This is a genomic window from Arthrobacter sp. SO3, assembly GCF_020532825.1.
Lineage (GTDB): Bacteria > Actinomycetota > Actinomycetes > Actinomycetales > Micrococcaceae > Arthrobacter.
In genome coordinates this window covers 35,621-55,528 of record NZ_MQTS01000183.1, presented here as the reverse complement: position 1 = coordinate 55,528, position 19,908 = coordinate 35,621, and the positions used below count along the sequence as shown (strand labels likewise).

14 protein-coding genes and 3 pseudogenes are annotated in these 19,908 nt (G+C 69.2%); 14 read left to right on the top strand and 3 right to left on the bottom strand.

Annotated features, from left to right (window positions below; translation table 11 throughout):
* From BJQ90_RS17215 to arsA, 9 genes and pseudogenes are all read left to right on the top strand, one after another.
* Positions 1-724, top strand: a pseudogene (locus BJQ90_RS17215) (transglutaminase domain-containing protein); the annotation flags it as partial.
* 197 nt (positions 725-921) lie between these two features.
* Positions 922-2,070 carry an RDD family protein gene (locus BJQ90_RS17210; RefSeq protein ID WP_226761429.1) on the top strand — a complete coding sequence of 383 codons (1,149 nt, stop codon included), beginning with the start codon at positions 922-924 and terminating at the stop codon, positions 2,068-2,070.
* Positions 2,067-3,101 (top strand): PP2C family protein-serine/threonine phosphatase, encoded by a 1,035-nt coding sequence (locus tag BJQ90_RS17205; RefSeq protein WP_413463709.1) that lies wholly within the window; start codon positions 2,067-2,069, stop codon positions 3,099-3,101. Before BJQ90_RS17210 ends, BJQ90_RS17205 begins: the two co-directional genes overlap by 4 nt.
* A complete protein-coding gene (locus tag BJQ90_RS17200) occupies positions 3,088-4,872 on the top strand; it encodes an FHA domain-containing protein (RefSeq protein WP_226761428.1) in 1,785 nt (594 codons plus the stop codon). The genes BJQ90_RS17205 and BJQ90_RS17200 overlap by 14 nt, the downstream gene beginning before the upstream one ends.
* On the top strand, positions 4,869-6,521 hold the full coding sequence (locus BJQ90_RS17195) for a serine/threonine-protein kinase (protein WP_226761427.1): 1,653 nt from the start codon (positions 4,869-4,871) through the stop codon (positions 6,519-6,521). Before BJQ90_RS17200 ends, BJQ90_RS17195 begins: the two co-directional genes overlap by 4 nt.
* Before the next feature lie 28 nt (positions 6,522-6,549).
* Positions 6,550-7,230, top strand: a pseudogene (locus tag BJQ90_RS17190) (hypothetical protein); the annotation flags it as partial.
* A gap of 80 nt (positions 7,231-7,310) precedes the next feature.
* On the top strand, positions 7,311-11,756 hold the full coding sequence (locus BJQ90_RS17185; RefSeq protein WP_226761425.1) for an FtsK/SpoIIIE domain-containing protein: 4,446 nt from the start codon (positions 7,311-7,313) through the stop codon (positions 11,754-11,756).
* 148 nt (positions 11,757-11,904) lie between these two features.
* Positions 11,905-12,297, top strand: a complete 393-nt coding sequence (arsD, locus tag BJQ90_RS17180) for an arsenite efflux transporter metallochaperone ArsD (protein WP_226761424.1) — start codon at positions 11,905-11,907, stop codon at positions 12,295-12,297.
* Between the two features lie 8 nt (positions 12,298-12,305).
* Complete coding sequence (gene arsA / locus BJQ90_RS17175) at positions 12,306-14,069, top strand: arsenical pump-driving ATPase (protein ID WP_226761423.1); 1,764 nt, start codon at positions 12,306-12,308, stop codon at positions 14,067-14,069.
* Positions 14,070-14,122: 53 nt separating this feature from the next.
* Here the strand turns inward: arsA and BJQ90_RS17170 are convergent, their stop codons facing one another.
* Positions 14,123-14,356 carry a hypothetical protein gene (locus BJQ90_RS17170; RefSeq protein ID WP_226761422.1) on the bottom strand — a complete coding sequence of 78 codons (234 nt, stop codon included), beginning with the start codon at positions 14,354-14,356 and terminating at the stop codon, positions 14,123-14,125.
* Between the two features lie 75 nt (positions 14,357-14,431).
* The gene (locus BJQ90_RS17165; protein ID WP_226761421.1) at positions 14,432-14,782 is read right to left on the bottom strand and encodes an ArsR/SmtB family transcription factor; all 351 of its coding nucleotides are present in this window, start codon (positions 14,780-14,782) and stop codon (positions 14,432-14,434) included.
* Between the two features lie 96 nt (positions 14,783-14,878).
* Here BJQ90_RS17165 and arsB point away from each other — a divergent pair, with 96 nt between their 5' ends.
* The 5 genes and pseudogenes from arsB (at position 14,879) to BJQ90_RS17140 (ending at position 19,328) form a co-directional block, all read left to right on the top strand.
* Positions 14,879-15,976, top strand: a complete 1,098-nt coding sequence (gene arsB, locus BJQ90_RS17160; RefSeq protein ID WP_226761420.1) for an ACR3 family arsenite efflux transporter — start codon at positions 14,879-14,881, stop codon at positions 15,974-15,976.
* 26 nt (positions 15,977-16,002) lie between these two features.
* Positions 16,003-16,425 (top strand): arsenate reductase ArsC, encoded by a 423-nt coding sequence (locus BJQ90_RS17155; protein WP_226761419.1) that lies wholly within the window; start codon positions 16,003-16,005, stop codon positions 16,423-16,425.
* A 10-nt stretch (positions 16,426-16,435) separates the two neighbouring features.
* Positions 16,436-17,410, top strand: a complete 975-nt coding sequence (gene trxB / locus BJQ90_RS17150; protein ID WP_226761418.1) for a thioredoxin-disulfide reductase — start codon at positions 16,436-16,438, stop codon at positions 17,408-17,410.
* 14 nt (positions 17,411-17,424) lie between these two features.
* Complete coding sequence (locus BJQ90_RS17145) at positions 17,425-18,810, top strand: NAD(P)-binding domain-containing protein (protein WP_226761417.1); 1,386 nt, start codon at positions 17,425-17,427, stop codon at positions 18,808-18,810.
* Between the two features lie 69 nt (positions 18,811-18,879).
* Positions 18,880-19,328 (top strand): annotated as a pseudogene (locus BJQ90_RS17140) (low molecular weight phosphatase family protein).
* Positions 19,329-19,505: 177 nt separating this feature from the next.
* Here BJQ90_RS17140 and BJQ90_RS17135 read toward each other — a convergent pair.
* Complete coding sequence (locus tag BJQ90_RS17135; protein WP_226761416.1) at positions 19,506-19,844, bottom strand: YnfA family protein; 339 nt, start codon at positions 19,842-19,844, stop codon at positions 19,506-19,508.
* Positions 19,845-19,908 lie beyond the last annotated feature (64 nt).

The following is a 19,908-nucleotide window of genomic DNA, read 5'->3' as shown; positions in this document are numbered from 1 at the left end:
GCCCCCGCCCCCGCCCCAGGAACCCGCGGACCTCCCGCCTGACTCCTCACCGGACGCGCTGGATGCCGACGAGAAGAAAAACAACCCCTGGCTGTTCTGGGGCCCGCTCCTCGCTGCGATCGGGTACGCGCTGATCCCGGTCGTGATCCTGGCCCTGCCGCTGCTGCTGATCGCCCTGCTCAAGTCCCGGCGCCGGCTGGCACGCTTCCGCGACGGCCACCCTGCCCAGCGCGTGGGCGGCGGCTGGAACGAAGTCGTCAGCCTCGCCACCGACCTCGGCGCCGGGGTGGACCAGCGCGCCACCCGGCGTGAGTCCGCCGTCGTGCTCGCCGACGCCTTCCCGGCCAGCGGCGGGACCACCACGCTGCTGGCCCACCGTGCCGACGCCGCGATTTTCGGTACCGGCCAGCCGAGCGAGGACGAGGTCCGGCACTACTGGGAAACCGTGGACGGCTCGCTCAAGGAGATGACCGGAACACTCGGTTTTTGGGGACGGCAGCGGGCCCGGTTCTCGCCGCGCTCCCTCCTGGCCGACGGCCGGGCCGCCCTGAAACAGCGGGGCCAGCAGCCAGTCCGGTCCCGCCGGAAGCGTGCCGCGCCCGCAGGATCAGAACACCCCGCAGGTACAGTGGAGTCCGGTCCGGCGGCGGCAGCAGGACGTGCTGCTGCCGACGCCGCAGCCGACGCCAGCCAGACCGCCAGGAAGAACCGCAACGAGCCATGACAGACGACGCCGAGCGCTGCCCGCGCTGCCAGCAGCCGCTCCGACCGGGGGCTGCCTTCTGCACCTCCTGCAGCACGCCGCTGAGCAACCGGTCCGCGCGCAAACAGCAGCACCTCCACGCGCAGGGACCGATCCCCGGTAGTATCCCCCTAACGCAGGGCCCGGCCACGGGCCGTGGACAAGGGGGAGGTCCCGCCATGCCGGGCAAGCTTGAACTGGTCCCCGCTGCTGCCGGAAAACGGCTGGGAGCCGCGGTGCTGGACTGGCTGCCGCCGGTGACCATCCTGACGGTCCTGTTGGCGGTCGGTTTCGCCGGTATCACCCGCACCCAGAGCGGGGGCTTCATCGTCTACGGCACTTCCTCGCTGGTGCTCTTCGGGGGCATCGGTGCGGGCCTCACCCTGATCTACACGGTGGTCCTCGCCATGCTCGAGGGCCGGTCCGGAGTCACCCCCGGCAACCGCCTCATGGGGATCCGCAGCACGGATGCCGACGGCTACGCCCCGGGCGGGGGAGCGGTGTTCCTCCGCGGCCTCATCACCGGAGCCGGAGTGCTGCTGGCCGTGATCGCCGCCGCCGCGGTCATGGCCTTCCAGTGGTTCGGCGTCGCTGTGCTGGTGCTGGGACCGCTTCTGTTCCTGGGCACGGCCTGGGCCGTCCTCGTGGTGCTCTCCAGCGCCTGGGACCGCAACGGCCAGCTCCGCGGCTGGCACGACACCGCCGCCAAGACGCTCGTCTTCGATGTGAAGTCCGGCCGCAACCCGGTCACCACCGGCGGCATCCAGGGCCCGTACAGCTTCGCGCCACTGGACCTCCCCCCGGTCCGGCAGGTCGCCTCGCCGCTGGCAGGTGCTGCGGCGGCAGCCTCCGCAACCGCCGCAGCCTCCACAGCGTCCGAAACTGCCGCCGCATACGCCCCGGCCGCAGCATCCGTCCCCTTCCACCCGGACACGCACCCGGACGACGACCACGACCGCACCCAGGTCCGCGGCAACACGCAGGCTCCTGTCACCGTGGCGATGCTACGCATCCGGCTGGACGACGGCCGCGACATCGAACTGGACCGCACCGCGCTGATCGGCCGGAACCCCGCCGGGCACCCCGGCGAGGACTCCGTGCAGCTCATCCCGGTGGCCGATCCCGTCCGATCCATTTCCAAGACCCATCTCCACCTCCTTGCCGGAAACGGGGGAGTCTGGGCGACCGACCGCAATTCCACCAACGGCAGCGCCGTCACCACCCCGGACGGTATCCGTACCGCCCTCGCGGCAGGGGAACCCACCCACGTCCGCCCAGGCTCCACCGTGCACTTCGGTGACCGCTCCTTCTACCTAGGACAGGCATGAATCCCCAGCCGGCCGCCGTTCCATCCCCTCCGAGCCCCGACAACGACCCGGTGCCATCCCCGGGCAGTCCGCCCAGCGGTGCCTCAAACAGTCCGCCCAGGGGTTCCTCGAGCCTGCGGCTCAACGTCGGCTACGGCACGGACCGTGGCCTGCGCCGTGAAATGAACGAGGATTCCTTCATCGCCGCGGATCCCGTCTTCGCTGTCGCGGACGGCATGGGCGGACATGAGGCCGGCGAGATCGCCAGCGGCATCTGCGTGCGCACGCTTGCCCAGATCCCGCAGTTGGCGAGCGGGGAGCGGGACGCCACCGCCGGCGTCGTGCAGGAGTACCTCCTGATGGCCGACGAGAGCATCCGCGAGGCCACGGACTCCCGCGCCGGGACCACACTCTCCGGCGTCGTGGTGGTGGAGCAGATGGGCGTCCCGTACTGGCTGGTCCTGAACATCGGCGACTCCCGGACCTACCGGCTGAGCCAGGGCAAGCTCAGCCAGGTCAGCGTGGACCACTCCGAGGTCCAGGAACTTGTCGACGCCGGCCAGATCAGCCAGGCGCAGGCCGCCGTGCACCCGCGCCGGCACGTCGTCACCCGGGCGCTCGGCACCGGCGACGAGACCGAAGCGGACTACTGGCTGCTGCCCATCGAGGAAGGCGACCGGCTTCTGGTCTGCTCCGACGGTCTCAACGGCGAACTCGACGATGACCACATTTCCAATATCCTGCGTTCCCAGGCGGACCCCCAGGCGGCCGTGGATGAACTCATCCAGGCGGCCCTGCGCAGCGGCGGCCGTGACAATGTCACCTGCATCGTGCTGGACGCCACCAATGTCACCAACGACGACGGCGCCGCCCAGACAACACCGCGCAGCGCCGCCGCGGCGGAGGACGAGGACACCCTGCCCCGGACCGATGCGCTGGACCTCACCCCCACCGGGGAACCGGTTTCCCAAGCCGGGCCGGATGCCGGGCAACCGGCCGCTGCAGCTGCGGCTGTCGCGGAAGACGGCGAGGACCCGGATGATGGCAAGTAACCGGCCCGCTGCCGCGCGGTACACGCCCGGCAGCTGGCTCGGTGTGGTGCGCTCCGGAACCGTGGTGCTGCTGCGCCCGGACAGCACGGCTGCCCTGGTCGAATCCGTGTGGGAACTCCTCGCAACCGGTCCCCAGGTGCACGAGGTGCTCGACGCCGTGACCTCGGCCTCGGGCGGTTCGCTGGCCCGGCTGCCATGGTTCGCCATCGTGGACAACCGGAGCGCCGTGCAATTCTTCCTGCGCGGCGAGATCGACCTGACCGTTGACCTGCCGTCCGGACCGGTGGAACTGAGCGGCCGCGAGGTGACCACCTGGACGGAACGGCGCTTCGCAGCCGCCAACGGATTCAGCCTGACCGTCCCGGGCGCCGAAGCCACGGGTGCGGCCGGTGCCGGGCGGGACCTTCCGTTGACTGACGGTGTGGTCCTGCTCCAGGGCCTGCGGGTGGAGTTTGCCGGCGCAGCGCCGGCCATGGACATGCTGGCGGCATCCGAAGCCGACATTGCGGCCGGGCTGCGCGATCACGACGCCTCCGCGGAGACCGTGCTGGCGTACCCCGGCGAGGATCTCGAGCTCGGCGGCACCCTGCACGCAGAGCCGGAACCGGAGCCGGACCCAGAGCCTGAACAGGAAGAGCCGGACCCGGAACCGGAGCAGGACCCTGAAGCTGAACAGGAGGAGCCGGAGCCGCAACTGGAGCTGGAACCGGAGCGGGAACCGGCCGAGCAGGAGCTGACGGGCAGCTACGACCACCTCTGGGAACAGACGGTGATGCGGAACATCGAAGACGCCGCCGTCCGCGAGGACCCCGACGCCGACGGCGAACCTGCCACCGAACCGGCCGGCCCGGAGACTTCCAGTGCCGGGACCGCGCCGGACCCGGCCGCATCCGCGCCGGTGCCGTCCTTTTCCGCTCCCGCCCCGGAACTTCCGGCGGCACCGCGGCCTGCGGTCCCCACCGGACTGATTGACTCCGTGCCCTGGCTCACCGGCACCGGCACTGGCACCGGCACCGGCACCGGCACTGGCACCGGCACCGGCAGCGGACGCCCGCCGTCGTCCGGGTCGTCAACGCAGCCGTCCGCGCCGGCCGCACCGTTGCCGCCCACCGCCCCGCAGGCCAATGCCCCGCAGGTACCGGTCCCGCAAGTCCACATCCCGCAGGCGTCTCAGGTGCCTGTAACGCCAGTCCCGGCCGCGCAGCCTGAAGCGGACGTGGACCACGACGGCCAGACGATCATGAAGAGCGATCTCGCGGGAGCCGCCCCAAGGCCGGCCGGCACCCAGCGCGGCGGCCCGGATCCGGCCACCGGACCGATGGTGCTGGCCCGGGTCTGCCCGCAGGGACACGCCAACCCGTCCACCTATTCGCACTGCGGCCGCTGCGGAGAGCCGCTGCCCGGCGACGGCGTCCAGGTGCGGCGGCCCCGCCTGGGCCGGATGCGCCTGTCCACCGGCGGCCTGATCGACCTGGACCAGTCGCTCATCGTGGGACGCCAGCCCTCGGTGTCGCGCGTCCAGGGCGCCGTGATGCCCAAGCTGGTCCAGGTGGCCAGCCCCAGCGGGGACATCTCCCGCTCGCACGTGGAGGTCCGGCTGGAAGGCTGGCATGTGATGCTCTGCGACCTCAAGGCGACCAACGGCACCGTGCTGGTCCGCGAAGGCCAGCCCCCGCGCCGGCTGGCGCAGGGCGAGATGGCCATCCTGCTCGACGGCGACATCGCAGAAGTAGGCGACGGCATCTCGCTGCGCTTTGAGGAGATCCCGTGAGCTCAAAACGGCCCGTAGCCCCGCCGCCGATCATTCCGGGCTTCCATTACATCAGCCTGCTCGGCTCCGGCGGGTTCTCCGACGTCTACCTCTATGAGCAGGACCGGCCGCGCCGCAAGGTGGCCGTCAAGGTGCTGCTCTCGGACCTGTTGACGGAGGGGGCCCGCCGCCGCTTCGAATCCGAAGCGAACCTGATGGCGCAGCTGTCCTCGCACCCCTATATCGTGACGATCTTCCAAGCCGAGATCACCGATTCCGGGCATTCCTACCTGGCCATGGAGTACTGCTCCCGGCCCAGCCTGGACGTCCGCTACCGGCGGCAGCGCTTCAGCGTTGACGAGGTCCTCGCCGTCGGCATCCAGGTGGCGTCCGCCGTCGAGACCGCCCACCGGGCCGGAATCGCGCACCGGGACATCAAGCCCGCCAACATCCTGGTCACGGACTACAACCGGCCCGCCCTGACCGACTTCGGCATTTCCGGCACCCTCGCCGGCGACCAGGACGAGGACGCGGGCATGTCCATCCCGTGGTCCCCGCCGGAACAGTTCACCGGCCACCAGGTCGACGGCGTCCTGGTGGACGTCTGGGCGCTCGGCGCCACGCTCTACACCCTGCTGGCCGGCCGGTCGCCGTTTGTGCTGCCGGGAGCCGACAACTCACAGCGTGAGCTGATCTCCCGCATCACCAACCTGCCGGTGCCGAAACTGGGGCGCGCTGACGTGCCGGAATCCCTGGAACTGGCGCTCTCGACGGCGATGGCCAAGTCCGCCGCGTCCCGCTACTCCTCGGCCCATGCCTTCGCCCTGGCCTTGCAGCGGATCCAGGCCGAACTCAACCTCTCCGTGACCTCGTTCGAGGTGCTGGATGAGCAGCGCGCCGAGGACAACCACCCCGACGACGGCTTCGAGGAAACCCGCGTCCGCAGTGTCGCCTCGATCGACCCGGACGCCACGGGCAACGCCACCACCTTCCCGGTGCGGGTCCCCGAAGCGGACACCCGCTTCACGGCCGACAACGCCACCACCTTCAACAACGCGACCATCCCGCGCCCGCCCGCACTGCCGGGTTTCGATACGCCCGGCGCCGGCCGGACTTCCGGACCGCGGACCCCCGCCAGGTCCGCGGCCCCCGACGACGACGTGGCGGCCACGGTCAGCCGCTCCAGCGCGGCGGATCCGGCCGGCGGCCCGGACGACGGCGCGGCGGGGCACCCGGGCGGCCACGGCCGCCGGAACCTGCTGCTCTCGATCATCGGCGGCACCGTGGTGGTGGCCGCCGTCGTCCTCGGGATCGTGGCGGGCACCACCCGGCCCGAGCCGGCGCCGAAGGCCACCGGGCAGATCAGCAAACCGCCCGCCGACGCCCTGGACAACGGCACCGTCCCGGACGTCACGGGGCTGACCGGGACGGCCGGACCGGCCGGGAAGATCAGCTTCAGCTGGACCAACCCGCAGCCCAAACCGGGCGACAGCTACAAGTGGAGAGTCCACACGATCAAGGACGACGGGCAGTACCAGGCCGCCGCCGAGCCGAAAGCCGAAATGGCCGCGAACCCGGCCGAGCCCAGCTGCATCCAGGTCATGATCGTCCGCAGTGACGGGGCTTCCTCGCCACTGGGCCCGGACTCCATCGCCTGCGTCAGCAAATAACCAAACGACTTCCGGAAAGGTACGGATTATGGGGGATCTGGCAATAGATTTCTGCGGCGAGTGGCATGAGCCCTCGGACGAGGACATCTTCAGCATCGGCCGGGAGGGCGATCTCGAGGTGGACGACAACCCGTACCTGCACCGTCAGTTCCTGCAGATCGCCCGCTATGACGGCATCTGGTGGCTCAGCAACGTCGGCAGCATGCTCTCCGCGACCATTGCCGACGCGACCGGCGGGATGCAGGCGTGGCTCGCGCCGGGGGCCCGGATCCCGCTGGTCTTCAGCCACACCAACGTCATCTTCACGGCCGGGCCCACCACCTACGAATTCGCCGTGCATCTCCAAACCCCCGCCTTCCGGCAGGAAGCGCGCGAGGAGGACAGCGGCGGGGACACCACCATCGGACCGGTGCTCTTCACCGACTCGCAGAAGGCCCTGATTGTGGCCCTCGCCGAACCCATGCTGCGCCGTGACGGGACCGGCTTCAGCGCCATTCCGTCCTCGGCCGACGCCGCCAGGACCCTGGGCTGGGCACTGACCCGGTTCAACAGAAAGCTGGACAATGTGTGCGACAAACTCGACAAAGTCGGCGTCGCCGGCCTTCGGGGCGGCGGCGGAAAGCTCGCCACCAACCGCCGCGCGAGGCTCGTGGAACACGCCGTCACCTCACATCTCGTGACCGCCGCCGACCTGCACCTGCTGGATCAGCAGAACGCCGCAGCGCCCAACGCCCTGAAACGCAACCCCGCCAAAAACAGCGCCCTGACCGTGAGCGGAGCCGACGAAGCGTGAGAATCCGACTGACGCTGCGCCGCGACCCGGCCGACGCCAAAGACCTCGCCGTCACGGTTGACGGGCTCGCCACCGTGGCGGACATCGCCACCCAACTCTGGGCGGCCGACCCGGCACGGCGGGGGACCCCGCCGCCGTCGAACCTGTCCCTCAGCATCGAGGTGGCCTTCGCCGCCGGCGGCATGAAAGGCAGCGTCCTGGACCGCAAGGACAACCTGCTCGAATCCGGGCTGCGGCCCGGCTCCATCGTTTCGCTGACCCGGCTGAGTGAGCAGTTCGGGACGCCCGGCGCGAACCGGGGCCCGGCGGCGGCGACACTGCGGGTGCTGTCCGGACCCGACGCCGGACGGGAATTCTCGCTGCCGTCCGGCACCAGCTACATCGGCCGGGACCGCGACGTCGACATCCGGCTCACGGACCCCCTCACCTCCAAACGGCACGCCCGCATCACGGTGGGCGAGACGGTCGAGATCGTGGACACGAACTCGGCCAACGGGCTGCTGATGGACGGGCTGCCGGTCACCCGCGCCACGCTCAGCTCTTCGGATACCGTGGCACTGGGGGACACGACTGTCTCGGTGGTCTCGCTCGGCACCGGGCACGGTTCCGCGCCGACCTCACCCTTGATCGAATTCAACCGCTCGCCCCGCGTGGTGCCGCGATTCGAGCAGCAGAAGCGGATGCTCCCGGCCGGGCCCAAGCGCCAGGAGCACCACGCCTTTCCCTACATCATGCTGCTCGCGCCGCTGATGATGGGCGGCATCCTGTTCGCCGTCACCCAGAACGTGCTCTCCGTCGTGTTCATGCTGATGATGCCGCTGTTCATCGTGGGCCACTACGTGGACCAGAAGCTGCAGGCCAAGCGGGAACGCAAGGAACAACTCAAGCAGTTCCGCGAGTCCATGGCCGTGTTCCGCACCGACATCACCCGGCTGCAGAACGTGGAACGCTCGGTCCGGCTGCAGGAGGCACCCTCGGTCAGCGACACGGTCGACTCGATCTACAAGCTCGGCCCGCTGCTCTGGACCCACCGGCCCGAGCACACCGGGTTCCTGGGCCTGCGCTTCGGGCTGGGCACGGCGCCCTCGCGGATCCAGTTCGAGGAGCCCAACAGCAACGACACCGAAGCCGAATACATGGCCGAAATCCAGGAGTGCCTGGCACAGTTCCGGGACATCGAAGGTGTGCCGATCGTCTCGCAGCTGCGTTCCGCCGGGTCCTTCGGCCTCGCCGGCTCCCGCGGCCTCGTCGACGATGTCGCCCGCGGGATGGTCCTGCAGCTCGTCGGCCTTCATTCGCCCGCGGAGGTCGTCCTGGCCGCCATCACCTCGGCGCAGTCGAAGGAACGCTGGGAATGGCTGCAGTGGCTCCCGCACGTCGGCTCCGGCCACAGCCCGCTGGCCGGCGACCACCTCGCCGCCGGCCCCGCGGGCGGCTCGGCCCTGCTCTCCCGGCTGGAAGACCTGATCGACCAGCGCGAGGCTGCGTCGCAGACCCCGCGCCCGGCCCTGCGGCCCGGCGTCGACCCGCTCAGCATGGACCTCCCGGAACCGCTGCTGCCCACCGTGCTGGTGGTCGTCGAGGACGACGCCCCGGTGGACCGCGGCCGGCTCACCCGGGTCCTCGAACGGGGCCCGGACTCCGGCGTGCACGTTATGTGGGTGGCCACCTCGGTCCAGCAGCTTCCGGCCGCGTGCCGGGACTTCATGGCGGTCGACGGCGAGCACGGCACCACCACCGGGCAGGTCCGGCTCGGCCGGCACACCTTCCCGGTGAGCTGTGAAAGCCTCGACGCCGGACTCGCCGCCCAGCTCGCCCGGATGCTCTCCCCGGTCGTGGACGTCGGCAAACCGCTGGAGGACGACTCCGACCTGCCGCGCGCCGTTTCCTACGCCACCCTGATCGGCAAGGACTTCCTGGACAGCCCGGCGTCCGTGGCGGAACGCTGGACCGAGAACAATTCGGTCCGCGCCTCCGCCAAGCCCAACCGCAAGGACAACGGCACGCTCCGGGCCCTCGTCGGATCCAAGGGCATCGAACCGCTCTACCTCGACCTGAAGAACGAGGGGCCGCACGCCCTCGTCGGCGGCACCACCGGCGCCGGCAAATCCGAATTCCTGCAGTCCTGGGTGATGGGCATGGCCGCCGCCTACAGCCCGGACCGGGTGAGCTTCCTGTTTGTGGACTACAAGGGCGGCGCCGCGTTCGCGGACTGCCTGCACCTGCCCCACACCGTGGGCCTGGTCACCGACCTCTCCCAGCACCTCGTCCGCCGGGCGCTGACCTCGCTGCGGGCGGAGCTGCACTTCCGGGAACGGCTGCTGAACCGGAAAAAAGCCAAGGACCTGCTGGAACTCCAGCGCGAAGCGGATCCGGAGGCTCCCCCCTACCTGATCATCATCGTGGACGAGTTCGCTGCCCTCGCCACCGAGGTGCCCGAGTTCGTCGACGGCGTCGTGGACGTCGCCGCCCGCGGACGTTCGCTGGGACTGCATCTAATCCTGGCCACCCAGCGCCCTGCCGGCGTGATCAAGGAAAGCCTGCGCGCCAACACCAACCTGCGGGTGGCGCTGCGGATGGCCGACGAGGACGACGCGATCGACATCCTCGGTGTGCCGACGGCGGCGTACTTCGACCCCGCCATCCCCGGGCGCGGCGCCGCCAAGACCGGCCCCGGCAGGATCCAGGGTTTCCAGACCGGCTACGCCGGCGGCTGGACCACGGAGAAGCCGCAGCGCCCGCAGATCGAGATCGTCGAGATGGCCTTCGGTTCCGGGCCGGCCTGGGCCGCACCGGCCCCGGAGACCCCGGTAGAGGAAGAAGCTGCCGGTCCCAACGACATCGCCCGGATGACGGCCAACATCATCAGGGCCGCCGATGTGCTTTCCATCGAGCCGCCGCGCAAACCATGGCTCGATGAGCTCGCGACGAGCTATGACTTCTCCCTGCTGCCGAACCCCCGCACCGACGAGCGCCTGCTGCTGGGCGTGGCGGACGACCCGGCGCACCAGGACCAGCCCACGGTGTTCTACGAACCGGACCGGGACGGCAACATGGCCATCTACGGCACCGGCGGCTCCGGCAAATCCGCGGCGCTGCGCGGCATCGCGATCGCCGCCGCGGTCACCCCCCGAGGCGGGCCGGTCAACGTCTACGGCATCGACTGCGGCTCCTCGGGGATGAAGATGCTCGATGAGCTCCCGCATGTCGGGGAAATCATCAACGGCGACGACGTCGAACGCGTCGGCCGGCTGCTGCGCTGGCTCCGGGACCTCGCCGACGACCGGTCCGCGCGCTATTCCGAAGTGCGTGCGTCGACCATCGTGGAGTACCGCAAACTCGCGGGCCGGCCGGAGGAAAAGCGCATCTTCGTGCTGGTGGACGGCATGTCCGCCTTCCGCGAGGCGTACGAATACAGCAAGCTCTCGGCGCTGTGGGACATCTTCCTGCAGCTCGCCACCGACGGCCGCCCGCTCGGCATCCACCTCGTGGTCAGCGGGGACCGCCCCAACTCGGTGCCGGCGTCGCTGCTGGCCTCGATCCAGCGCCGGCTGGTGCTGCGGCTTTCCTCGGAGGACGACTACCTGTCCATGGACGTGCCCAAGGATGTCCTGGGCCAGGCGTCGCCTCCGGGCCGCGGCCTGCTGGGCAACCTCGAGGTCCAGCTCGCTGTTCTGGGCGGGAACTCCAACCTGGCCGTGCAGGCCCGCGAGGTGCACAAGCTCAGCGAGGCCATGCTGCGCCAGGGCGTCGAACGCGCCCCGCAGATCGAACGCCTGCCGGACCAGATCGACCTCGGTATCCTGCCGGCCGGCAGCCCGGACCTCCCGGTCATCGGCGTCGACGACGAGACGCTCCAGCCGGCCGAGATCCTGGCCAAGGGCCCGCTGCTGCTGGCAGGCCCGCCGGGCTCCGGACGCACCGTGGCCCTCGTGACCCTGGCCTACGCGCTGCGCCGTTCCAACCCCGGCGTCGAACTGATCTACGTCGGCTCCCGGCGCTCCACGGCGGCGGCCCTGAAGCTCTGGGACCGCTCGGTGGTCGGCGCCGACAACGTCGAGGAGGCCATCGATGAGCTGGTGGATTACTCCACCGGCACGCCCGGCAAGCTTGCGATCTTCATCGAAGGCCTGACCGACTTCACCGACACGGGCGCGGAGTCGGGCATCGAACGGCTCGTCACGGCGTCGATCAAGGCCGAACAGTGGGTGGTCGGCGAATCCGAGACGTCCACCTGGTCCTCGGCCTGGTCCCTCGCGCAGCCGTTCAAGTCCGGCCGCCGCGGGCTGCTGCTCAACCCGGGCGACATCGACGGCGACAGCCTGCTCAGCACCTCGCTGGGCCGGATCAGCACGGACTTCATCCCCGGCCGCGGCTACATCGTGGGCCGCGGCAAGGTCCGCAAGCTCCAGGTCGCGCTGCCCCCGGAAAACCGGAACTGAACCCGTTGACCTTGCAGTTAACGTCCTTATGAAGCGCTTATAGGGACAACAACTGCAAGGTCAACGAGGGGCGCCGCCTCCGGCGCCACTTCTCTGTATCGACGATTATCGATACAATAGGAGGAAAGCCGCAACAAAGGAGAACCACATGCCTGCTATCCGAATCTACGAATCCGCCCTCTGCTGTGACACCGGTGTTTGCGGCCCCGACGTGGACCAGTCCCTGGTGGATGTGACGGCGGACGTGCGTCATCTCCAGGGCCTCGGTGCTGATATTGCGCGCCACAATCTCGCCAGCGAACCGACCGCCTTCGCGCAGGACGAGACGGTCCGTGGATTTATGCACCTGGTCGGATCAAAGGGCCTTCCGCTCACCATCGTCGACGGCGTTACGGTCGCCACCGGCACGTACCCGAGCAGGGGACAGCTGCTGGCCTTGGCCGGACTGGGCGAAGCCGGGGTTGACCCGCAGGCCCGGCCGGAACTCGGCCTGAGTGAAAAGTCCGGCGGCTGCTGCGGCGGCTCGACGAGCTGCTGCTAGGTCCCGGCGTGGAGTTTCTGGCGAACGTACCCCGGTTCCTGTTCTTTACCGGCAAGGGCGGTGTCGGCAAGACCTCCGTAGCGTGCGCCACAGCGCTCACCCTTGCCAGGGCCGGTCAGAAGGTTTTGCTGGTCAGCACAGACCCCGCGTCCAACGTCGGTCAGGTCTTCGGCGTGACCATTGGGAACACGGTGACGCCCATTCAGGATGTGCCCGGTCTTTCAGCGTTGGAGATTGACCCGGAGCAGGCGGCCGAGGCGTACCGGGAACGGATCATCGCGCCGGTCCGCGGACTCCTTCCCGAGACTGAATTGGCCGGCATCGCCGAGAGTCTCTCAGGTTCCTGCACTACCGAGATCGCTTCTTTCGACGAGTTCACCAACCTGCTCGCCGACGAGGGCTCCTACGGCGAGTATGACCACATCGTTTTCGACACCGCCCCGACCGGCCACACGATCCGGCTGCTGCAGCTGCCGGGCTCCTGGACCGATTTCCTGGCGGCAGGCAAGGGGGACCCGTCCTGCCTGGGCCCCCTGTCCGGACTCGAGAAGCACAAGCAGGTGTACGCCAAGGCGGTCCAGGCCCTCACCGACGCGGCGAGGACCCGGCTTGTCCTGGTCAGCCGCGCGCAGACATCCTCACTCAGTGAAATTGAGCGGACTTACCTCGAACTCAACCAGATCGGGATCGGGGGAGGATACGTCGTCATCAACGGCGTCCTGCCGGAGGCCGCAGGGGGCGAGGATCTGGCGCAGGCACTGCGCGCCCGGGAAGCTGCTGCCCTTGCAGCCATTCCCGAGGCGGTCGCCGGTCTGCCCCGCGATGTCCTGGATCTGAAGCCGGGCAATATGGTCGGCATTGCTGCGCTTGAATCCCTGTTCGCGCCCACATCCGGGGCCGATATCACAGATGACGCCGCGCTGGTCCCCGAGATCGAGGACGCCCCGCTGGCTGCCCTGGTGAACGAACTGGAGCTCGACGGCCACGGCCTCGTGATGTGCATGGGCAAGGGCGGCGTCGGGAAGACCACCGTCGCTGCCGCCATCGCGGTCGCCCTGGCCAAACGCGGGCATGCGGTCCACCTCACCACGACCGACCCCGCAGCCCACCTCACCGAAACACTCCATGGTTCCATCCCGGGCCTCACGGTTTCGCGTATCGATCCGGAAGCGGCCATCCAGGAGTACCGCGATCACGTGATGGAGACCAAGGGGCGGAGCCTGGACGATAGCGGACGCGCGGCCCTCGCTGAAGACCTGATGTCCCCGTGCACGGACGAGGTGGCTGTGTTCCGGCAGTTCTCCAGGGTGGTCCAGGAATCCCGCCGGCACTTCGTGGTGATCGACACCGCACCGACCGGCCACACCCTGCTGCTCCTGGACGCCACGGGTTCGTACCACCGGGAGATCGCCCGCCAGGTCGGTGACACCATGGGATTCGTGACGCCCCTCATGCGGCTGCAGGATCCGGCGCAGACCAAGGTCGTTCTCGTGACGCTGGCCGAAACAACACCGGTACTGGAAGCCGAAGAGTTGAAGGGTGACCTGGAACGGGCCGGAATTCACCCGTGGGCCTGGGTCATCAACAACTCGATCGCCGCCGCACACCCGCAGACGGCGTTCCTGCGGGCCCGCGCCGCGAGCGAAATCGAACAGATCACGAAGGTGCACACCCTGACGGACCGGGTCGCTCTCATTCCGATGCTGCCCGAGGAACCCATCGGCGAGGAGAAGTTGTCGGCGCTGACAGCCCTCAGCTCCCTGCCGGCCTGACGTGGATCGGGCCCCCGCTGACGCCTGCGCGGCGGGGGCCGTGACGCGTCTGGCTAGCCGTCCAGGCGCTTGGCCAGCAGTGCTTCGATGTCGCGGGCGGTGGCGTCAAGCCTGGCGATCGTGTCCCGTTGGATGGCCCGCAGGTATTCCGCATCGGACTCGCCGTCCTGCACCCAGTTCTCGTCGCCCGGTGAGTCCATCGCCTGGCGGGTGTTGGCGGTTGCCGTCCTGACGTTCTCCAGCATCGCGCGCAGCCGGTCCTCGGTGCTGGTGGTCTCGTTATCCATGGGTATCCTCCCTGGTTGCGGTCCTGGTGTCGGCCGTCGTCCGGACCGTGGCGTGGCACGCCGGACCCTGGTGGCTCACAGGGAGGCCAGGAGGCCGGCCGTCTGCTCCATGGCGCCGGGAACGAGCGAATAGTACGCCCAGGTGCCGCGCTTCTCGCGGTGCAGCAACCCGGCGTCGACCAGGATCTTGAGGTGATGCGACACGGTGGGCTGCCCCAGATCCAGCGGTTCGGTGAGGTCACAGACGCAGGATTCACCGGAGGCCTCGCCCTTGACGATGGAGAGCAGCCGCAGCCGGTTGGGATCGGCGAGGGCCTTGAAGACGAGCGCCTTTTGCCGGGCATCTTCTGCGCTGAGGATGGGCCGGGCGGACGGTGCACAGCAGGCCGCGTCGAGGGCCGGCTCAACAGTTTGCAGCGAATTCATGTGTCTATTATGCACACAGATTGACATTCATCGATATAGTTGGGAATACTTCATATCGACAAGCATCAATCTAAAGCTGAGCAGCACAGGAGTCCCGTGAGTACCCAGACTGACCCGTCGCCCACTCCAGGAGGCGGGGTTGCCGTGGCCGGCAGACTCTCCACCCTGGACCGTTTCCTGCCGGTGTGGATCATCGCCGCCATGGTCCTGGGGCTGCTCCTGGGCAGCTTCATCCCGGGCCTGAACACCGCCCTCGAGGCGGTCAGGGTCGGCGAAGTCTCGCTGCCAATCGCCATCGGGTTGCTGGTGATGATGTACCCGGTGCTGGCCAAGGTCCGCTACGACCAGGCGCACCGCGTCGTCGGGGACCGGAAACTCATGATCACCTCGCTGGTCCTGAACTGGGTGCTGGCCCCGGCGTTCATGTTCGCGCTGGCCTGGATCTTCATCCCGGACCTGCCCGAGTACCGCACGGGCCTGATCATCGTGGGCCTGGCCCGCTGCATCGCCATGGTGATGATCTGGAACGACCTCGCCTGCGGCGACCGGGAAGCCGCCGCCGTGCTGGTGGCGATCAACTCCGTCTTCCAGGTCATCGCGTTCGGCGCGCTCGGCTGGTTCTACCTGCAACTGCTGCCCTCCATGCTGGGGCTGCCGACCACCAGCGCGGACTTCTCCTTCTGGGCCATCACCGCCTCCGTCCTGGTGTTCCTGGGGATCCCGCTGCTGGCCGGATTTCTCACCCGAACCGTCGGCGAAAAGGCCAGGGGCCGGGACTGGTACGAGGGCACGTTCCTGCCCAGGCTGGGCCCGTGGGCGCTGTACGGCCTGCTCTTCACCATCACCCTGCTCTTCGCCCTGCAGGGCGGTACGATCACCTCCCGTCCGCTGGACGTCGTCCGGATCGCGGTGCCGCTGCTGGTCTACTTCCTGGTCGTCTTCGGCGCCGGCATGCTGATCGGCAAGTGGCTGGACCTCGGCTACGCCAAAACCACCACCCTGGCCTTCACTGCCGCGGGCAACAACTTCGAGCTCGCCATCGCCGTGGCGATCGGCACCTTCGGCGTCAGTTCCGGCCAGGCCCTCGCCGGCGTCGTCGGCCCCTTGATCGAAGTCCCCGTCCTTGTTGCACTGGTTTACGTGGCCCTTTGGGCCCGGAAACGCTACTTCACCGCCAGCCCCCTTTCCGCCTGACCTCAAGAACCTTCAGGAGAACCCCGATGAGCACCGAAACCGCCAAGAAACCCTCCGTTCTGTTCGTCTGCGTCCACAACGCCGGACGCTCCCAGATGGCCGCCGCCTTCCTCACCACCCTGTCCAAGGGCCGGATCGAGGTCCGCTCCGCCGGCTCCCAGCCCGCCGACAAGGTCAACCCGGCCGCCGTGGAGGCCATGGCCGAACTCGGCATCGACATGTCCGCCGAGATCCCCAAGGTCCTCACCACCGAGGCCGTCAAGGAATCCGACGTCGTCATCACCATGGGCTGCGGCGACACCTGCCCGATCTTCCCGGGCAAGCGCTACGAGGACTGGGAACTCGAGGACCCCGCCGGCCAGGGCGTCGAGTCCGTCCGCCCCATCCGCGACGAGATCAAGTCACGCATCGAGGACCTCATCGCCTCCCTCACCCCCACGGCCAAGTAGGAGCACCGCCATGGCTGAACAGCTGATCATCATCGGATCCGGCCCCGCCGGCTACACCGCGGCGATCTACGCGGCCCGGGCAGGCCTGTTGCCGCTCGTCATCGCCGGGGCGGTCACCGCGGGCGGCGCCCTGATGAACACCACCGAGGTGGAGAACTTCCCCGGTTTCCCCGGCGGGGTCCAGGGGCCGGAGCTGATGGACGGCCTGCAGCAGCAGGCCGAAAAATTCGGCGCGCAGGTAGTGTTCGACGACGTCACCGACGTGACGCTGACCGGCCACCTCAAGCGCGTGGTCACCGCAGCCGGTGAGACCCACGAGGCGCCCGCCGTCATCCTCGCCACCGGCTCCGCCTACAAGGAACTCGGACTGCCGGAGGAAAAGAAGTTCAGCGGCCACGGCGTCTCCTGGTGCGCCACCTGCGATGGATTCTTCTTCCGCGACCAGGACATTATCGTCGTCGGCGGCGGCGACTCCGCCATGGAGGAAGCGACGTTCCTGACCCGCTTCGGCAGGACCGTCACCGTCGTGGTGCGCAAGGGCGAGCTCCGCGCCTCCCGCATTATGGCCCAGCGGGCCAAGGACAACCCCAAAATCAGCTTCGTGTGGAACTCCGCCGTCACCGCCATCCACGGCGACGCCAAGGTCACCGGCGTCACCCTGACCGACACCCGCACCGGTGACACCCGGGAACAGGCCGCCACCGGGATCTTCGTCGCGATCGGCCACGTGCCGCGCACCGAACTGCTCACCGGGCAGGTGGACCTCGACTCCGAGGGCTACATCAAGGTGGATTCACCCACCACCGTCACCAACCTCTCCGGCGTCTTCGCCTGCGGCGACGCCGTGGACCACCGCTACCGCCAGGCCATCACGGCCGCCGGCACCGGCTGCGCCGCGGCCCTCGACGCCGAACGCTACCTCGCCGCGCTGGATGATGCCGACAGCATCGCCACCGCGCTCGTCGAGGAACCGACCCACTCCTGACCGAAGAGGACACCATGGCTGTAACCGCTACCCTTCCCGTCGCTGTCATCGGAGCCGGCCCCGTCGGGCTCGCCGCCGCAGCGCACCTGCTTGAGCGCGGCCTGGAGCCGCTCATCCTCGAGGCCGGCCCGACCGCGGGCGCCGCCATCGAAGGGTGGCGCCACATCCGGCTCTTCTCCCCGTGGCGGTTCAACACGGACGCAGCCGCCGTCCGCCTGCTCGCCGCCACCGGCTGGGAAGCGCCCGAGCCCACGACGCTGCCTACCGGCGGCGAACTCATCGACCAGTACCTCACCGCGCTCGCCACGCTCCCCGCCATCGCGTCCCGCTTGCACACCGGCGCCCGCGTCGTGGCAGTGACCCGGCAGGGCATGGACAAAACCCACAGCCGAAACCGCAGCACCACACCCTTGGTGGTCCGGGTCGAACACGCCGACGGCGAGGTCGGCGAGTACCAGGCCGCCGGTGTCATCGACGCGTCCGGCACCTGGTCCGCCCGCAACCCGCTCGGCACCTCCGGCGTGCCCGCCCTCGGCGAAGCCGCCGCAGCGGACAGGATTTCCTCAGCGCTGCCGGACGTCCTGGGCCGCGACCGCGGGAGGTTCGAAGGCCGCACGGCGCTTGTGGTCGGCGCCGGCCACTCGGCCGCCAACACCCTGATCAACCTCGCCGAGCTCGCAGCCCAGGTGCCCGCGACGAAGATCGTCTGGGCGATCCGCGGCGCCTCCGCCGCCAAGGTCTACGGGGGAGGCGCCGCCGATGAGCTGGCCGCGCGCGGCCAGCTGGGCAGCCGGCTCCGCGCGCTGGTTGGGAACGGAACCATCGAACTGCACACCGGGTTCGGGATCGCCGCCCTCGCCACGGCCGACGGCGCCGTCACCTTGACCTCCACCGACGGCCGCACTCTCGAGGCCGACGTCGTGGTCCCGGCCACCGGCTTCCGCCCCGACCTGGACATCCTCCGGGAACTCCGGCTGGACCTGGACCCGGCCGTGGAAGCCCCGCGTGAGCTCGGCCCGCTGATCGACCCCGAATTCCACTCCTGCGGCACCGTCGAACCCCACGGGGCCAGGATGCTAGCCCACCCGGAGCAGGACTTCTACATCGTCGGCATGAAGTCCTACGGCCGGGCCCCCACCTTCCTGCTCGCCACCGGCTACGAGCAAGTCCGCTCCGTCGCCGCGGCGCTGGCCGGGGACCAGGAAGCGGCCGACACCATCCAGCTTGAGCTTCCCGAGACCGGCGTCTGCTCCTCCGACGTCGGGAGCAGCTGCGGCACCCCCTCGGCCGGACCCGCAGGGTTCGTCGCCGACACCCCCGGCGGCTGCTGCGGAACACCCGAACCGGTCCTCGTCGGATTCCCCACCGGCCTGGCCCACGGCCGCTCCGGCGAAAACTGACCTCCTTTTCCCTGGAGCGCAGGCATCACTGCCCGCCACCCCCGACGCAGACAAGGCAGAATCAAACGCATGACCCGGACCACGAAAAAACCCAGCGCCCTGTTCGTCTGCAGCAAGAACGGCGGGAAATCCCAGCTCGCCGCCGGACTGATGAACCAGCTCGCGAACGGGACCGTCACGGTACACTCCGCCGGACTGATGAACCAGCTCGCGAACGGGACCGTCACGGTACACTCCGCCGGACCAAACCCGGCACGTCGCTGAACCCCCGGTCCGTGGACGCGCTGGCAGAGCTCGGCATCGACATCGCCGGCGAACACCCCAAACCCGTTACTGCCGAAGTCCTGGACGCGGTCGACGTCGTGATCGTCCTGGGCAACGAGGCAAAAGTCGAAGCCCCCGAGGGCAAGCGGCCCGAGGTCTGGGATACGGATGAGCCCTCCGAACGCGGCATCGAAGGCATGGAACGCATGCGCCTGGTCCGGGATGACATCAAGGCCCGGGTCCGGATGCTGTAGGCGGAGCTCACCGGGAACTGACCATGCCGGCGCCTGCACCCTCCCGGATCCTCGCCGCGGAGGGCGCACCGCGCGGAGGGCGCACCGCGCGGCGGCCTCGCCGCGCGGTGCGGCGGATGCTGCCATGGCGTACGCCCCGGCCCTGAATCAGCCTGCTGGCTCCGCGCCGCTAAACGGTCATCCGACGCTCCGGGGTGCGAACATGATGACAACCACCCCGACCAGGCATATCCCTGATCCGATGATGTCCCAGATGTCCGGGCGGAAGCCGTCAAAAATCATGCCCCACGCGAGAGACCCGGCCACGAACACCCCGCCGTATGCCGCAAGGATGCGGCCGAAGTGCGCGTCCGCCTGCAGGGTCGCGACGAAACCATAGATTCCCAGTGCGATGACCCCCAGCCCGGCCCACCACCATGCCTTGTCCTCCCGGACCGCCTGCCACACCAGCCAGGCACCGCCTATCTCGGCGGCCGCAGCAAGCACAAACAATAGAATCGATCGGGCAATGGTCATGCGATTATCCTGTCACCGGACGATGTCCGAATCTTGCCGCGACTCCTATGTTCGTCGTGGCACC